Annotated in this window: 9 protein-coding genes; 3 read left to right on the top strand and 6 right to left on the bottom strand. The window is 42.5% G+C overall.

Annotation, left to right across the window (positions count from 1 at the left end):
* Window positions 1–51 precede the first annotated feature (51 nt).
* Window positions 52–2,955, top strand: a complete 2,904-nt coding sequence (locus tag IPM71_13980) for an OmpA family protein (GenBank protein QQS50679.1) — start codon at window positions 52–54, stop codon at window positions 2,953–2,955.
* A gap of 80 nt (window positions 2,956–3,035) precedes the next feature.
* On the opposite strand, the gene ppk2 is transcribed toward IPM71_13980, so the two are convergent.
* From ppk2 to IPM71_13965, 3 genes are all read right to left on the bottom strand, one after another.
* The gene (ppk2, locus tag IPM71_13975) at window positions 3,036–3,842 is read right to left on the bottom strand and encodes a polyphosphate kinase 2 (GenBank protein QQS50678.1); all 807 of its coding nucleotides are present in this window, start codon (window positions 3,840–3,842) and stop codon (window positions 3,036–3,038) included.
* A 78-nt stretch (window positions 3,843–3,920) separates the two neighbouring features.
* Window positions 3,921–6,005, bottom strand: coding sequence for a S9 family peptidase (locus tag IPM71_13970; protein QQS50677.1), 2,085 nt, complete (start codon window positions 6,003–6,005; stop codon window positions 3,921–3,923).
* A gap of 134 nt (window positions 6,006–6,139) precedes the next feature.
* A complete protein-coding gene (locus tag IPM71_13965) occupies window positions 6,140–6,571 on the bottom strand; it encodes a methionine-R-sulfoxide reductase (protein ID QQS50676.1) in 432 nt (143 codons plus the stop codon).
* 338 nt (window positions 6,572–6,909) lie between these two features.
* On the opposite strand from IPM71_13965, the gene IPM71_13960 reads away from it, so the two are divergent.
* A complete protein-coding gene (locus tag IPM71_13960) occupies window positions 6,910–10,791 on the top strand; it encodes a response regulator (GenBank protein ID QQS50675.1) in 3,882 nt (1,293 codons plus the stop codon).
* A 37-nt stretch (window positions 10,792–10,828) separates the two neighbouring features.
* Here IPM71_13960 and IPM71_13955 read toward each other — a convergent pair whose 3' ends face one another.
* Together IPM71_13955 and IPM71_13950 are read right to left on the bottom strand one after the other, a co-directional pair.
* Entirely contained in the window at window positions 10,829–11,197 is a 369-nt protein-coding gene (locus IPM71_13955) for a DMT family protein (GenBank protein ID QQS50674.1), read from the bottom strand.
* Between the two features lie 51 nt (window positions 11,198–11,248).
* Window positions 11,249–13,288, bottom strand: a complete 2,040-nt coding sequence (locus IPM71_13950) for a S9 family peptidase (protein QQS50673.1) — start codon at window positions 13,286–13,288, stop codon at window positions 11,249–11,251.
* A gap of 256 nt (window positions 13,289–13,544) precedes the next feature.
* Here IPM71_13950 and IPM71_13945 point away from each other — a divergent pair, with 256 nt between their 5' ends.
* Window positions 13,545–13,973 (top strand): flavodoxin domain-containing protein, encoded by a 429-nt coding sequence (locus IPM71_13945; GenBank protein ID QQS50672.1) that lies wholly within the window; start codon window positions 13,545–13,547, stop codon window positions 13,971–13,973.
* A 196-nt stretch (window positions 13,974–14,169) separates the two neighbouring features.
* On the opposite strand, the gene IPM71_13940 is transcribed toward IPM71_13945, so the two are convergent.
* Window positions 14,170–17,622, bottom strand: a complete 3,453-nt coding sequence (locus IPM71_13940; GenBank protein QQS50671.1) for an SMP-30/gluconolactonase/LRE family protein — start codon at window positions 17,620–17,622, stop codon at window positions 14,170–14,172.
* Window positions 17,623–17,651: the final 29 nt, after the last annotated feature.

Raw genomic sequence — 17,651 nt, 5'->3', positions numbered from 1 at the left:
TTCTTTCAAGTGTGCCAAGAATTGAATAATTTGGTAAAAACTTAAAAAGAAATGAGAGCATTACTAGCAATATTTTTATTTGGAATAATGAGCAACCTTTGTTACTCTCAACCAAAAACAAGCATTCTGGATGTACGCAATGTGTACGACGAAAAAGGCGATTATTATTTCGATAAGAGCGATTATAAAAAAGCCATTGTCTATTACAACATGGCTTATAAAAAAGATGCCGCTAATTACTATTCCGTGCTGCGCAAAGCAGAAGCTTTTTCGGCACTGGAACTCCTGGATCAGTCAGCAGAATGCTACCGCATAGTTTTCGAAACAAGTCTTTACATACCTAACGAATACCGCTTACAATTTGCTTTGCTCCTTCTCAAAAATAAAGATATATCAGGCTTTGAGTTATGGTTAGGAAAGTACAACGAAATTGTGACCTCCGAAATAAAAGGCTATGTGAGCTCTACCGATGTAAGGGCCAAAATGTACAAAGATTCGTCTTTTGTGATGGTAGAAAACGAAAGTGTTTTAAACACACCCGAATCGGAAACGGCTCCCGGCATTTTTCAAAATAAAATCACATTTTCCTCTACCCGTAAAGATTTGTATGGTAGCAGTGCCAACGATAATTACAACCTCTTTTCAGCTACTTTCCTGAAAGAAGGACGCTTAGGCCGGTTGAATAACCTAAATACCAGCCTTAACACCACTCAAAACGAGCTTTCCGTTTTAATTTCCAATAAAACCAATAAACTTTTCCTAACACGAGGTACTTCCAATACGTCGAATCTGAAAACCTTTGTGAGCGATATACCCAAAGATGCTACCACTAAATTGGAATTCAGCGAGTTAAACATCGAAGGACTTACAAGCATTGGTTATCCAGCCCTTAACAGCGATGGTACCAAAATGTATTTCGTTTCTGATGCTCCCGGCGGTATTGGCGGACTGGACATTTATTCCAGCGAAATGGTAAACGGTAAATGGTCAAAACCTAAGAATTTGGGATCGCAAGTTAACAGCTCCAAAGACGAACTTTATCCATCTGTGCTGAACGATACCATGCTTTATTTTACTTCGGCCGGGCATAATGGATTGGGCGGTCTCGACCTTTTTGTGGTAAACCTCAAACAGGAAAACAGCAGCCCTAAAAACCTTGGCAGCAAGGTTAATTCAGCCTATAACGATTACAGCCTTTCATTTTCTCCCGAAGGCTATACAGGCTATTTTTGCTCGAACCGCCCGGGCGGCATGGGAAAAGAAGATATATACAGATTGCATTTATTAGACCTGAAAGTAAAACACGCCGCTTATAAGTTTAAAAAGAAATCGACAATTGAAGAGGGTAAAATAAACTTGTACCTGAGCGATGGCGAAGAACATAACATTGCCTCCGTAGCCCAATCGGGTTTCAATTTCGGATTTCAACCCACAGAACCCTATAAAATTGTAATACAGCACGAAAATGCCCTGGCCAGTAATATCATCTACAATCCTCTGTTTTCGGCCGAGCAAAAGAAAAAGGAAATACTCAATCCCGAACCTCTGGATAAGACAGAAATCAAACTCCAGCCAGGCATGAGGTACCAGTTTACTGCCGGAATGAAACCTCTGAGCTCGGAATACAAAGATGCCTTAAACGACCTGGCAAAAGAATACCAGAGCTCGAACAGCAGCGTAATTGACTTAACAGCCCTGGCCAAAGAGCTTATGATGAATGTGGGCGAGATGTATACCATCCGGTTTGTGAAGGACGAAGATAATCCGGCTGTGGCTTCCAAAGATCCATCGCTTTTATTTATCAACGAAAACAATATTCATGTGGCTGGACGGTCGTTCTTTTTTGTTTTGCCACTCGATATTGAAGCCAATTTCAACATTCAAACCGACATTGCTTATTTCAAAGAAAACTTCAACCCCAAAAAGACCGGCGCAGTAAAAGTCGATGCCGAGCCCGTATTTAAAGAAGTTCCTGTAAAAGAATCTCAGGGCTTTCCGATATTGGTAAATACCGAATCGCTTACCGAAGTTGCGGCCAAGAAAATAATGGCTACCGAATTGACTATTATACCCGGTACCATGTACATACTCACCCTGAGTAAAAAAGACCCTGCCACCGGCAAAGACATGGAAATTGTAGTACCCCTTACAAAAGGAGTAAAGTATAACCTCGGTACCGAAACCCAATCGGAAAGCGAATACAACAAAACACTCTCGCAAATGAGTGCAGCGCCATCGAACACTGCCGATGCCGAATTAATCGACATTTCCATTCTTTCGAAGGAACTCAATGTTAGCTCTGACGAAGACATTGTGTTTAGCCTTATGCCGGCGATAAAACTTGCCTCTCAGACTGCCGAAAGCAAAAATGTGCTCACCACTTTAAATGTCGATGGCCGTAAGTTTTTTGTGACCAGCATGCAAAAGCTCCAGGTTAACCTTAAACTCGACCAGAATAAAAAGGTGAATATACAAACCGATTTGGCTTACATCAAAGAAAACTTCGATGCTTCTACCATCGCCTTAAAGGTTGATACCAGTTCGTTTAACACCAACCTGAAAAAGTATGACCCCACGGTAATCACCGACCCCGTTTTTGATGTAATTGTGGTGAATTTCGATCTGAACGACTTTGCCATCCGCCCCGATGCCAAGGTTATTCTGGAAAAGAATGTTATCCAGGCCCTGCGCAGCGATAGCCGCCTTTACGTAACGATAAAAGGCTACACAGATGCTCTGGGAGATGCAGCCTACAACGAAAAACTTTCGAAAAACCGAGCAGAAGCAGTAAAAGATTTTCTCTCGAAAAACGGTATTGGCGAATCGCGCATACGCACCTTCTCCTATGGAGCCTCACTGGCTCTGCAGGAAGGTGTGAAATGGGAAGATTTGAGCGAAGCCGAACTGCAGAAACACCGCAAGGTTGAAATTATCATCTACCTGCCTAAAAAGTAAACCCCTTATTATAGAAGCCCCCTTTTTGCTGAGCAGAAAGGGGGCTTTTTTTTACAAGAATAAATAAGTTAGAAATAGGATTAATACACCTCAGGCACAAAAGTCTGGTCGCTCAGGGGCGGGCGAATATAGTCTTCGGACGATTGCTGCGAGGGCAGCACAAGCTTTTCGTACTTGATGGATTCGTAAGGCACCAGACTTAGTAAATGATGGATACAGTTGAGGCGGGCCCGCATTTTATTGTCGGCTTCTACCACATACCAGGGCGCTTGCTTGATATCGGTATACTGAAACATCTTGTCCTTGGCTTTTGAATAATCTACCCACCGCGAACGGCTTTCAAGATCCATAGGACTTATTTTCCACCGCTTGGCCGGGTTGTTGATACGGTCGGTAAACCGTCGTTCCTGTTCCTCGTCGCTCACCGAAAACCAGTACTTTATAAGTACAATGCCCGAACGTATGAGCATGCGTTCGAACTCTGGGCACGAACGAAGGAACTCTTCATATTCATCGGGGGTGCAAAAGCCCATTACATGTTCCACCCCTGCCCTGTTGTACCAGCTTCGGTCGAATAGAATCAATTCTCCAGCCGCAGGAAGGTGGGTTACATAGCGTTGAAAATACCATTGCGATTTTTCTTTCTCCGTAGGTATGCCAAGCGCCACAACTTTGCAAAAGCGCGGGTTCAGGCATTCGGTAATGCGTTTAATGGCCCCGCCCTTCCCGGCTGCATCGCGGCCTTCGAAAAGCACTACCACTTTTAACTTTTTATGCTTTATCCACTCAAGCATTTTCACCAGCTCTAGCTGAAGCTTTTCAAGCTCTTGCTCGTAATACTTTTTGTCGAGAACGGGTTCGTGTTTTCCTTTTTTGTTTTTGCTCATAGCGGCTAATATGAAAGCAAAAAGTTACAAAAAAACTTTCTATAATATTGCTTCAAAATAAACAGAGCTAGGTGCATCTTACTTAAGCCACTGGTCGAGCCAAATATAAAATTCGCGGTGCCAGAGGATGCTATTCTGCGGGGCTAATACCCAATGGTTTTCTTCCGGAAAATGAAGGTACCTGGCAGGAATACCACGCAGCCTTGCCGCAGTATATGCCTGTAAACCCTGGCTGTATAGAACACGGTAATCTTTTTCGCCATGTATCACCATGATGGGGGTGTTCCATCGATCGACAAACAAATGAGGAGAGTTGGCATAAGACCTCTGGGCGATCCGGTTCGACTGGTCCCAGTAAGGTCCACCCAGATCCCATTCCACAAAAAAGGTTTCTTCTGTTTCGAGGTATTGCGCCTCGAGGTTAAAAATACCATCGTGGGCAATAAAGGCCTTAAACCGGTTCTGGTGGTTACCGGCAAGCCAGTATACCGAAAAACCACCATAGCTGGCCCCTACTGCACCCAACCTGTTTTCGTCCACATAGGGTTCGAGGGCAAGTGCATCGATGGCACTGAGGTAATCTTTCATGTTTTGCCCGCCGTAGTCGCCGCTTATCTGTTTATTCCATTCATGGCCAAAGCTTGGCAGGCCTCTGCGGTTTGGAGCCACCACAATGTAATCGTTGGCTGCCATAAGTTGGAAATTCCACCTGTAAGAGAAAAACTGGCTTACCGACGATTGAGGTCCACCCTGGCAATAAAGCAGAGCGGGATATTTTTTTGTTGAATCGAAATCGGGAGGATAGATTACCCAAACAAGCATCTGCTTATTGTCGGTGGTTTTTACCCAGCGTTCTTCGACCTTTCCCATGTTGAGTTTAGCCAGCAATTCTGAGTTTACATCCGATAGTTGGGTTTCGGTGCCATTGGAAATATCCACTGAGAAAACTTCAGTAGGCATGGAAATGGACATTTTGGTGGCTATCAATTTTCCTGAGCTGTACCAAACCGCCTGGTAATTGTGATCGCCTTGTGTAAGGGCACGATAGGTTTTCGAGAGTAGGTTATATTCGTAAACCTGATAACGGGCATGCCAGTCGCTTGTAAAGTAGAGGTTTTCGCTCTTTTCGTCCCACACGAGGCCATGCACCATCTGGTCGAAGTTGTCGGAACAATTGCTCATGGAACCTGTTTGGAGATCGAGTATAAACAAACGATTCAGGTCGGACTCGTAACCATCGTGCTCCATGCTTTCGAAAGCAAGGTATTTTCCATTGGGCGAAAACACAGGGTTGATGTCATAGCCCATCATTCCCTGGGTAAGGTTGTTGGTTTGGCCTGTTTCTAATTGGTAATGGTACAAATCGGTATTGGTCGAACGGGCATATTCGGCACCCGACAACTTTTGAGAGGTATACACAAGGCTTTTGCTATCGGGCGACCAGGCTACCTGTTCCATTCCTCCGAAAGGTTTTTTGGGCGAATCGAACAACTCGCCTTCCATGATGTCTTTTAAATTCAGAAGGGAATCGCCTGTATAGTCTGCGACAAACAAATGGCTGTGCGAATCTTTCCACGAATCCCAGTGGCGTATCATCAGGTCGTTGCCCAGATAAGCATTGGCTTTGGGCAAATCAGGATGCCGGTCTATCACTTTATCGGTACGGGTAACTTCTTTCGAATACACAATTTTAGTTTGGTCGGGCGAAAATTTAAATCCCGTAATGCCACCCTCTACCTGTGATATTTTTTTCCGGTTGGTGCCATCGGGATCCATTTCCCATAGTTGGGTTCCTATGTCGTCGGAGTAGAGAAAAGCAATTTTCTTTCCATCGGGGCGCCAGCAAATGTTCGATTCGCTTTTGGCCGAATGAGTTATTTGTTTTTTACCACTTCCATCGATATTCATCAGATAGATTTCGGAATTGCCTTTGTTCTCGGCTACATCGTAATATTTTACACTGTAAAGGATGCTTTGCCCATCGGGAGAGAGGGCCACTTCGCCTACCCGGCCAAATGCCCATAGCAATTCGGGGGTGAGCCTGTTGCCTTTTAATTCCACGGTGGGTTTGTCGATTATTGTTTCTTCGGGTTTTGTTGGGGTCATATTACAACTACTGATTAGGAGCACGGTAAATAGAATTGAACCATAAAGCTTTTTCATATCCGGAGTGAATAAAATTAAGGAAATAAAAATGCAAAATGATTTTGATGCACGCAACAACAATTGTCAGTTAACCAGAGTAGATTCCAAGATAATATTGGACTGATTGGTTAATTAATATTGAAAAAAAAAGCCTATTCAGCCTTTGGAACAAAATTAAGCGAAAGGGAGTTTACACAGTGTCGCGTATTTTTGTCGGTAAACCCCTCGCCCAAAAAAACATGGCCAAGATGTCCGCCACAGTTGGCACACACAATTTCAGTGCGGCGGCCATCGGCATCGGGCACGTGCTTCACCGCTCCCTTAATTTCGTCGTCGAAACTGGGCCAGCCACAATGCGAATTAAACTTATCGTCCGATTTATAAAGGGGGGTATCGCATTGCTTGCAAGTATAAGTTCCCGCAACCTTATGGTCATTATATTTTCCTGTAAAAGGCGCCTCAGTACCTTTGTGAATTATAATTCTTTCTTCTTCGAATGTCAACTCGTTAAATTTCATTTTTTCCTGGGCTTTTAGCGTTAAGACTGAACTACAAACAAAAACCAACACAAAAAATATTTTCATTGTCTTCTATTTTCGGTTCCATTAAGCATTGAATTGCAGAGGTAAAGCATATTAATCCTTTAACCCATAAATCAATAAATTGTTTACTCATTAACAGCATGTTAACGAAATACTGGCTTAAAAAAACAAGACCTGATAGGGAAATTCACAACCAGATTTAGTATAAGAGGGCAGCCATGCTGCACAATGTCATGCTCACAAACAATTGAGTCAACTATTTTTACCGGCAATAAACCTAATCTTATTCACCATATTTAATGGCTTTTTATTATATTCATTGTGAAATTAAACAATTGTGTAGGAAAAGCGATTGATTATCTGATTCAGAATTCAGCGAGATGATACCTTCGAAAGATAGTTTACATATAATTGTGATGAGAGGTAGAAGCTTGCTTTGGGCCTTTCTTCTATCCTTTCCAGGTGTATTAAGCATTTACGCCCAACCCGTTCGGCTTCAGTTTGAACCCATTGGTATTGAAGGAGATGTTTCGTTAAGCATTGTACATTCCATCATCGAAAGCAAAGATGGTTTTATCTGGTTTGGTTCGGTAGATGGACTGGCGCGTTATGATGGTTACAGCCTTAAACTATTTGCGAATAGCGAAGACGATACAAACTCCCTGTCGAGCAATGCTATCCGAAGCATAATCGAAGACCGCAATGGATTTATCTGGGCAGGCACCCAGGAAGGTGGATTAAACAAGTTCGACCAAAAAACACAACGGTTTAAACGTTATTATGGTAGCCGCGATACCCTGCATGGCTTTACCGGTACCAGTGCCTGGAAAATTCTGGAAGACAGCGAAGGAAATCTTTGGATTGGAACCTGGAACCACGGATTATTCAGAACAAAATCTACTAAAAGTTTACAGGAAAACGAAAGGTTTACCTGTTACAAAAATATTCCTTCGCAAAAGAATTCACTCAGCCACGACATTGTGAGAGAAATATATGAAGATTCTCATGGCACCATCTGGATAGGCACACAAGGTGGCGGTTTAAATCGTTACAACAAAAAAACGGATAATTTCACCATCTATCAGCATTCGCCCCACAACAAGAAAAGTCTGTCGAACAATAGTGTGTACTGTGTATTCGAAGACAGTGAAAATCGCCTATGGGTTGGTACCAGCGGAGGAGGTTTAAATCTGTATAACGCTGCTACAGAAACCTTCAGCAATTATTCCGATGAATACAGCGAACACATTGATGCAATAGTTGAGATTAAGCCGGGATACCTGCTTATAGGAACTGAAAACGGCTTAAGAATATTTGAAATATCATCGAAGAAATTTTTTCGTCTCACCGCCGAACTTGGACAACGTAATGAGTTGAATTATAAGCTAATCCGCACAACATTCAAAGACAGCCAAAGCATTATTTGGGTAGGCACCGAGCATGGGGTTTATAAAAGCCTGGTAATTAAAGAATTTCTTCATATACGGCATGATCCTGAAAACACCAACAGCTTAAGTCACAACATTGTAAGGGCAATAACCGAAGAGCCAGATGGAACTACATGGGCGGCCACCATAGGCAGAGGATTGAACCGGTACGACCCAAAAACACACCAATGGATGGTTTATAAAACAGATAACTCGGGTAATGGGTTAAAAAGCAACGGCATTCAGAGTTTGCTGGTCGATTCGAAAGGTACACTTTGGTGTGGAACCATGAATGGTTACCTGCAACGCTATCACAAAGCTACCAATACCTTCAGTGCTTATTTGCTTGAGCCTGATCCAATCAACACTCCCAATTTCATTCAGGGTATTGTGGAAGATGCAAAGGGCTTCCTGTGGATAGGTACAGAAAATGGACTGTGTCGTTTTAATCCAAAAACGCTTACATGGGATTACCTCCGACACAATCCGAAAAACCCTCATTCCCTTAGCGGAAATAACATTCAATCGAAAGCCATTTATTTCGATGCCAAAGGGAACCTTTGGGTGGGCACCTGGAACAATGGACTTAATTTTATTGCAAAAGATGAACTTTACAAAGAAAAACCTAAGGTTAAGCACTGGAAAACAAGCGAAGAAAAGAAGAAGGGCAGCTTTTCGAACAACAATGTGCTCGCAATTCATGAAGATAAAAAAGGAATTATGTGGCTGGGGACATACGGAGGCGGATTAAACCGCTTCGACCCCAATAAAGAAGAATTTTTTACCTATACAACTGAAAATGGTCTGGCGCACAATGTAGTCTTTGGAATCCTGGAGGACAGAGAAGGAAACCTCTGGCTTAGCACCAGCAACGGGCTTTCGAAGTTTGACCCTGTTACCGAGAAATTCAGCAATTTTTACGAGAGTGATGGTTTGCAGGGAAATGCATTTTTTTGGGGAGCTTCCTACCAAAACAAAGATGGGTGGATGTACTTTGGCGGACAAAACGGATTTAACAAATTTAAACCTGAAAATATCACAGTCAATACGGTTATTCCCCGCATAGTAATTACCAATTTCAAAGTATACAACAAAGACAAAGATTTTGGTAAAGCCTTAAGCGAGCTATCGGAAGTGAAACTCTCATACCGCGATAATTACATTACCATCCATTTTGCAGCCCTCGATTATGCCAATCCATCGAGAAATAAATTCAAATACAAACTAGAAGGTTTCGACAAAGAATGGATTGAAAGCGGTAACCAGCAATTTGCCAGTTATACTAACCTGCCTGGCGGAGTATACACTTTCAGGGTTATTGGCTCCAACCACGATAATACCTGGAACAACCAGGGAACTTTTCTAAAAATAAGAATAACGCCTCCCATTTACCAGCTTTGGTGGGTTCGTATTCTATTTCTCATAAGCATCGCTTTGTTGCTTTACTTTATTTATCTCTCGAGGGTTACCAGCTTCAAGAATCAAAGCCTGCGGTTAAAACAAATGGTCGATGGCCGCACGAAAGAACTCAATACCGCTAATTGTCTGCTCGAAGCACAAAAACAAGAAATTTTGCAGCAAAAGAATGAAGTTGAAATGCAACGCAATAAAATTCTGGAGCAAAAGCAGGAATTGGAGCTTCACCGTAATCACCTCGAAAGCCTGATTGAAATTAGAACCGACGAACTTGCCAAAGCTAAGAACAGGGCTGAAGAATCGGACAAAATAAAAACATCCTTTCTGGCCAACATGTCGCACGAAATCAGAACACCACTTAATGCCATTGTTGGTTTCTCCAACCTGCTCGATGAACGAGGAATAACCCCAGAAGAGCGCAAAGAGTATGTAGAACTCATTAACAGGAACACTGACACTTTGCTGGTTCTTGTGAACGACATTCTCGATTTATCGAGCATGGAAGCAGACCAATTAAAATTGCACAACCACCAGTTTAGCCTGAATGAGTTTATTGATGATATCACGAATTACTATAAAACAAGTTATTCCAAATCAAATGTGGAGTTCAGGGTCAACCATGAGCTTCGGGAACTTAACCAGACTATTTTTTCCGATAGTTACCGACTAAAACAAATACTGACCAACCTGCTGAACAATGCCTTTAAATTTACCGAGCAGGGGTTCATTGAGTTTAGCTGCAAAAAAAACAACGAAAATATCCTCATTTCAGTAAAGGATACCGGAATTGGCATTTCTAAAGAAAATCAGGAAATTATTTTCGAGCGTTTTCGAAAAATAGAAGACAATACCACTAAGCTTTATCGTGGAAGTGGGTTGGGCCTTGCAATCTCAGTACGTTTGTGCGATTTAATGAAATGCCGTTTGTGGCTTGAATCTGAATCTGAGAAAGGTTCTACCTTCTTTCTTGAAATACCCCTTGGTACCAAAGGAGAAAAAGTTAGTGCCACCCACAATAAAAAAAGTAAAAACGAGACACCCGATTGGACCAATAAAAAAATTCTGATTGTGGAAGATGAAACAGCCAATTACCAATACCTGAAAAGCTTGTTAAAAAAGACCAAATCTGAATTTGTATGGGCACAAGATGGTCAGGTGGCGGTGAATTACTTCTTATCGGGCAAATCATTCGATGTAGTATTGATGGACATCAAAATGCCTATCATGAGTGGCTTTGATGCTACTGCCAAAATAAAAGCGATTAACCCTATGCAGGTAATCATTGCCCAAACAGCCTATGCCATGCCTCAGGATGTAGAAAGAATTCAAAATGCCGGCTTTGACGACTACCTGGCCAAACCAATTAACCCATCACTCTTTTACGAGGTGGTGGGTAAATACCTCACCATAGGATTTTAGATCGGATTGCATTTGAGAAGATAAAACGCTGGCAGAGCTATTTTTTGAAGATAAAAACCACCGCCAGAATCAGGAATACAAACCCAATCAGGTGATTGAGTCTAAACTGCTCCTTCTTAAAAACCAATAATACAAATACCGTAAAGACTACCAGGGTAATTACTTCCTGAATAATTTTCAATTGCCATAGATTAAAAGGCCCCCCATGTGTATTGTAGCCCAAACGGTTTGCCGGAACCTGGAATATATACTCAAAAAAGGCAATTCCCCAGCTAAGCAATATCACTCCAATAAGCCCGAGCTTCTTTACCCAGGTCCACTCTCCATACTTTAAATGTCCGTACCAGGCAAGAGTCATAAAAGTATTGGAGAGTATTAGCAAAAAAATTGTAAGAAAACCGCGCATAGTAATGAGATTTAGATTTCACTTTCAAACATTCTTCGAAAAAAAACTCTCTTACTCCTGAATTCCCATCAGGTAAAGCATAAAAGCATATTCCAGGGCTGTTTCACGCAAGTATTCAAATCTTCCTGAAGCTCCACCATGTCCGGTATCCATTTTCATGTGCAGGAGCAAAAGATTATTGTCTTTTTTTATTTCCCTTAATTTGGCCACCCATTTGGCGGGTTCCCAATACTGTACCTGCGAGTCGTGATATCCCGAAGTAACCAGGATATTGGGATATTCCTGCGCTTTTACATTGTCGTAAGGTGAATAAGAGAGCATGTAACGATAGTACTCCTCTTCGTTCGGGTTTCCCCATTCGTCGTATTCGCCAGTGGTAAGCGGAAGTTCTTCGTCGAGCATGGTAGTAACCACATCGACAAAGGGAACAGCTGCCACAATACCTTTGAACAATTCTGGTTCCATATTGGCAACAACAGCTACCAGCATTCCTCCTGCGCTACCACCCATGGCAAAAAGTCGATCGGCGCTGGTGTAGCGATTATTGATCAGATATTTGCAACAGGCTATGTAATCGGTAAAGGTGTTCCACTTCTTCAATAGCTTACCGTCATCGTACCAATGACGCCCCAACTCCTGTCCTCCCCGGATGTGCGCAATTCCGCAGATAAAACCTCTGTCGAGCAAACTTAGCCGGTTCGAACTGAAGAATGCTTCGGCCGATATACCATAAGATCCATAACCATTAAGCAGTAAGGGTGCAGAACCATCCAGTGGAGTACCTTTTTTAAATACCAAAGAAACAGGAACCTCGGCGCCATCGGCTGCCACGACATAAATACGCCTGCTTTCGTAGGCAGAAGAATCATACCCTCCAACAATTTCCTGTTGCTTGAGTACCTCAAGCCTGCGCTCATGCACATGGTAGGCAAAAGTAGTAGTAGGGGTAGTGAGCGAGGAATAACCTAGACGAATCACCTCGGCATCGTATTCAGGGTTCACCGACATCCAGGCGGTATAGATGTCTTCTCCGAAGTCAATGGTATGATCGGAACCCTCAAGCCGATTGATAATCCTGATCTGGCTGACACCTTTCACACGTTCTTCCAGCACTAAAAAACGATCGAATACCATAAAACCCTCCAACAATACTGCTTCGCGATGAGGGATTAACTCCTTCCAATTACTAAGCCCGGTGTTCGTCTCCGGGGTTTCCATAAGCCTGAAATTTTGTGCTTCGTGATTGGTACGAATCAAAAAACGATCCTGGTAATGTCCCAGGTTATATTCCAGTCCTCTGATACGTGGCTGAAAAAGCCGGAATTCGCCCAAAGGATTGTCTGCCTTCAGTACACGGTATTCGTCACTCAGAGTAGCAGAACTTCCAATCATTAGATATTTCTTCGACCGGGTTTTTGTGATGTAGCAACCAAAAGTCTCGTCATCTTCCTGGTAAATTAAAACCGAAGGCTGATTCGATCCAAGCTGGTATCGCCAGATCTGATGAGAACGCAGGGTTTGTTCATCCTTTAAAGTATAAAAAACTGTTTTACTGTCGTTCGCCCAGGTGGCCCTGCCCGCCACATGATCAGTTGGCCGGTCGATAAGCTGTCCTGTTTTGAGGTCTTTAAAGTACAGGGTGTAAACCCTGTTACCTACCGTATCAACTGAGTAGGCTAAAATCATGTTGTCAGGGCTTATCGAAAAACCTCCCAACTGATAATAGGCATATCCGTCCGCCATTTCGTTGACGTTTAAAAGTACTTCTTCGACTGACTCCGGGCTATCCTTCCTGCGGCAATAGATAGGATATTCCCTTCCTTCTTCAAGTCGTGTGATATAATGATATCCGTTCTCCTTAAAAGGCACCGACATGTCGGTTTGTTTCATTCGGCCCTTCATTTCGTTAAAAAGCAAATCCTGCAGTTCTTCGGTGGAAGAAAGTTGCTTTTTGGTGTATTCATTCTCGGCATTCAGGTAGGCCTCTACTTCAGGCTTCCCCCGCTGGTTCATCCAAAAATAGTGATCCGTGCGGGTATGTCCATGAAGCGTAAGTTCTTTGGATATTTTAGTAGCTAAAGGTGCGTTCATATAGTTACAGTTTGAAGAGGATAATATCACAACAGCCCATTCACATTTTTACCTTGCAATGGGATATTTGCCAGAAATTCCTACAATTTTATTGATTGCTTTCGGGGGTGCTAAAATAGCGATTTGGCTCGCATTAAAAAACAGCCTTATAAGTCGATTTTATATCCGCGGTGAATGAGGCTCAATAGAAATCAAATTCCTATTTTTGTATGAGTTCTTGAATACTTAACCTGACAATCTGAAAATATTTAACAACATGAGCAAGGCATTGGTTATTTACCTGAGCAAAAAAGGCACTACAAAGTATTTCGGGCACAACATAGCCAGTTACCTGAAAGAAAAAGGGGTCGATTGTAAAGTGCTTTCCTTTCACGATGCAAAACCACAGGATATAACTGGTTATGATATGGTTCTTTTAGGATGTTGGACGCATGGCTTGTTTGTGGCTTTTCAGCACCCTGAGAAACAATGGCAAAAGTTTGCACAACAAGTGCCCCCATTAAATGGAAGCAAACTGGCTCTGTTTACAACCTATAAAATAGCCACTGGCAGTATGTTCAGAAATATGCAGAAGGCCCTTGGAAAAAATGGGGAGAAAATACAACTTACCCTAAAAGCGAAAAGCGAAAAAATAAATCACGAGCATAAGGCAGCTCTCGACAAGTTTTTAAACTCAGGCCTGTAAGTACCTTCAGGTGGCAACGGATTAATGAAGCTCTCCGCAGCAAGCTGACGGGGTATCTGCAATGGGTTTTATTTTATTCGCCTCAAGAGGCGTGGTATTTACCCGCGCACCCGCTTTCAGTCCCGATGTAAATTGGGATTCGACATTAAAATTTCATTTCGTGAACTCATGAAATTTAAGTCTCACGAATAAATGCCTAGTTTTCTATAGGTATCGGTAGCCTTATAAAAAATCTGGAGCCCTCATCTACCTTGCTCTCTACCCATATTTTTCCTTTGTTTTTTTCCACAAATTCACGGCAAAGCATCAAACCAAGACCCGTTCCTTTTTCCCCCTCAGTACCGCGACTGGTGGAAGTAGATTCCATTTTAAAAAGGGTTTCAACTTGCTCAGGGGTCATCCCTATTCCTGTATCGGAAAAACAAATATCGATATGGTTGTTCACCGGTTCAATTGTGCGAATGGTAATTTTACCTCCTTTAGGTGTAAATTTAATCGCATTCGTAAGCATGTTGCGCACAATTGTTTCAAGCATGTCATGATCGACCCACACTAATTGGGAAGGCGATACCGCCATTTCTGCCACAATCTCTTTCACATCGAGGTTTTCTTCCAATAAAATCAGATTGGTACGAATAACCTCATGCAGATTCACTGCCACAGGGTGCACTGATATTTTGCCCGATTGAGCGAGCGACCATTGCAGCAAATTTTCGAGCAAATTGTTGATATTGGAGGTTGCCTGGTAAATCGAGTCAATAAACTTTAACTTTTTCTCGTCATCGTAAGACTGATAATTTTTGGTTAAAAGCTCCGAGAAACCAAGTGTTACATTCACAGGATTGCGTAAATCGTGTGCAATAATTTTAAAGAACTTATCTTTATTGGCATTCAGTTCCATTAGCTTTTGTTCCGAAGTACGAAGCGATTCTTCAATTTTTTTGCGTTCGTCTATTTCCCGCTGCAGGTCACTTGTTTTCCGCTGCACCATAATTTCGAGGTAGCGGTTGCGTACTTCCATTGCGCGCATCCTTAACCTATATACCGAAACTACAATCAAAAGGATTATTCCCACCAGAATAATTCTAAATCCCCATGTTTTATAATAGGGTGGTTTCACTATTACTTTAAGTGTTGCCATTTCTTCGCTCCATACCCCCTCGTTATTCGCCCCTTTTACTTTAAAAAGGTATTCGCCGGGTGGAAGGTTGGTATAGGTAACAAACCTCCTGTTGGAGATATAGTTCCATTCCTTGTCAATGCCTTCGAGCATGTAGGCATGTTGATTTAAATGGGGTGCAACTAAGTGCAATGCGGCAAACTCAAAGCTCACCACATTCTCATGGTAACTCAGTTCAATATGGTCGGCATAATTCACTGCTTTGTGCAGAGTAATCTTTCCATCGCGCTTAACACCTACAGGAACGGATTCGTTAAAAATCCTTACATCGGTAATCAGCACCTGTGGCGGTATGCTTTTATTCTGAATGCTATCGGCATGAAATACGTTGTAACCGTTCACTCCGCCCAGGTAGATACATCCGTTCTTAGATTTTAATCCGCTTCCCCAGTAAAACTGGCTGCTTTGCACTCCTTCACTTTCGTTGTAATTGCGAAAAATAAGGGTCTGCGGGTTAAACATCATAATTCCATCGTTGGTACTCATCCATAAGTTTCCTTTACTATCCGGATGAATGGCATAGATCACATCACTTCCAAGTCCGCTTCGTTTCGAATACCTGGTGATAGTATAAGCTTTTCCTGATACTGGTATGTTGTGCACCACAATTTTATTAAGGCCACCTCCATAGGTGCCAGCCCATATGGTTAATTCGGTGGATTCGTTGTCGATGTATAGCGAAATGACCCTGTTGTCGCTAATGGTGCCACGATCCGCCTCACTATGTAAAATCTGATCAAACTTAACCTGCTCTGGCTTGAAATTCTTAAGAGATGCATTCTTGTTAAGGTCTTTTGGGTACCTCATTCTGTTGAGCCCATTCCAGGTTCCCACCCAGATATCTCCATTCCGGTCTTGCACCAAAGCAGATTGCACCCTGTTGTCGCTCAGGCTGGCTGAGTCTCCAGGCCGGTTGCCAATATTGATAAACTGTTTACGCGATTCGTCGTATATATCGAGCCCGGAACCAGTACCAAACCACATAAAACCCTGCTTATCCTGCATAATAGCCTGCACAATATCGCTGCTTATGGTAGAGGGATTGCCAGGTTCATGAAGTATTTGATCGATGGAAGCTATGTAGTCATTCGGATCGGCTCCTACAGGCACAGGTGCACTGAATTTAACCAGGTTTACACCTGCCTCCCAGGTTCCGGCCCATAGAGTATAATCATCCTGTTTAAAGGTACTGATCACTACGTTCGAAGATAAGGTTGGCCACTGAGAAGGGTTGTGCTGAATTTTAAAATACTTTCCTGCCACCGGGTCTTTTACGTTGATACCTCCACCCACGGTACCTATCCATAATCTATCCTGCGGATCGATAAAAAACGACCGGATGACATTATGGTTTATACCATCGGGATTAAAAGGCTCGTATTTTACATGGTTAAATTTTTGAGTATAGGGTACATACCGGCAGATGCCTCCACCATTGGTTGCCACCCAATAGATTCCAAGCTTATCCTGAAATACGCTTCGCACAAGGTTAATCCTCAGACTATTCGGATTTTGAGGGTTATGGAGTATTTTAACAAAGCTATTGTTGTAAGGATTAAACAAGCTGATTCCTCCCCCGTCTGTTCCTATCCAAATCAAACCTTCACGATCGAGATACAAAGAAGTAATCAGGTTGTGGCTCAGGGCATTTTCTTTGGTTTCGTTGGCCATATAACGCACAAAAGTACCCGTACTTTCATCAAATTTGTTAAGTCCATCTTTGGTACCAATCCATAGTACTCCGGTAGTATCTTCCAGAATAGCATTGATTTGATCGTGCGAAATACTTTTTTTGTTGCCAGGTTCATGGACAAAGGCCGTAAAACTGCTGTCGGCCGGATTAAACAAATGCAAACCTCCTTCGGTACCAACCCAAAGTCGTCCTTTCTTATCCTGATAAATCGACCCGACTACATTGTTATTGAGTGTACCCGCCTTGCCATCGACATGTTTAAATATCTTAAATTTCCCTGTTTCTTTGCTTAACAAGTTCAAACCACCCCCATAAGTACCAACCCATACATGGTTCTGCTTGTCTACCAAAATAGAACGCACATAGTCGTTACCAAGTGAAAGGCTGTCGCCTGGAATATTCCGATAGGTTTTAAAGCGCCCCAATTGTGGGCTATAAACACATAATCCGCCGTAATTGGTACCTATCCAGATATTCCCTTCCTGATCCTGTTTTAGTTCCCATATAAATAAACCTGAAATTGAATTAGTATCGTCCGAAGGGCGAAACACTTTAAAATCATATCCATCGTATCGGTTTAATCCATCTTCGGTGCCAAACCACAAAAATCCCTGCTGATCTTGCAAAATGCACTGCACGCTGTTATGCGACAATCCCTGATCGATGTTAATGTGGCTAAACTGAACAGGCTGTTGTGCTTTGATTCCAGATAAACCAACCAGAAATAAAACAAGAAAACTACTGAAGTATTTTATTATGATAAAATAACCTGGCATAGAAGGTTTGGCATTGAATATCTATTGCG

It is taken from the genome of Bacteroidota bacterium (assembly GCA_016699695.1).
In the GTDB taxonomy this organism is placed as follows: domain Bacteria; phylum Bacteroidota; class Bacteroidia; order Bacteroidales; family UBA10428; genus UBA10428.
This window is presented reverse-complemented; position numbering and strand designations above follow the sequence as displayed.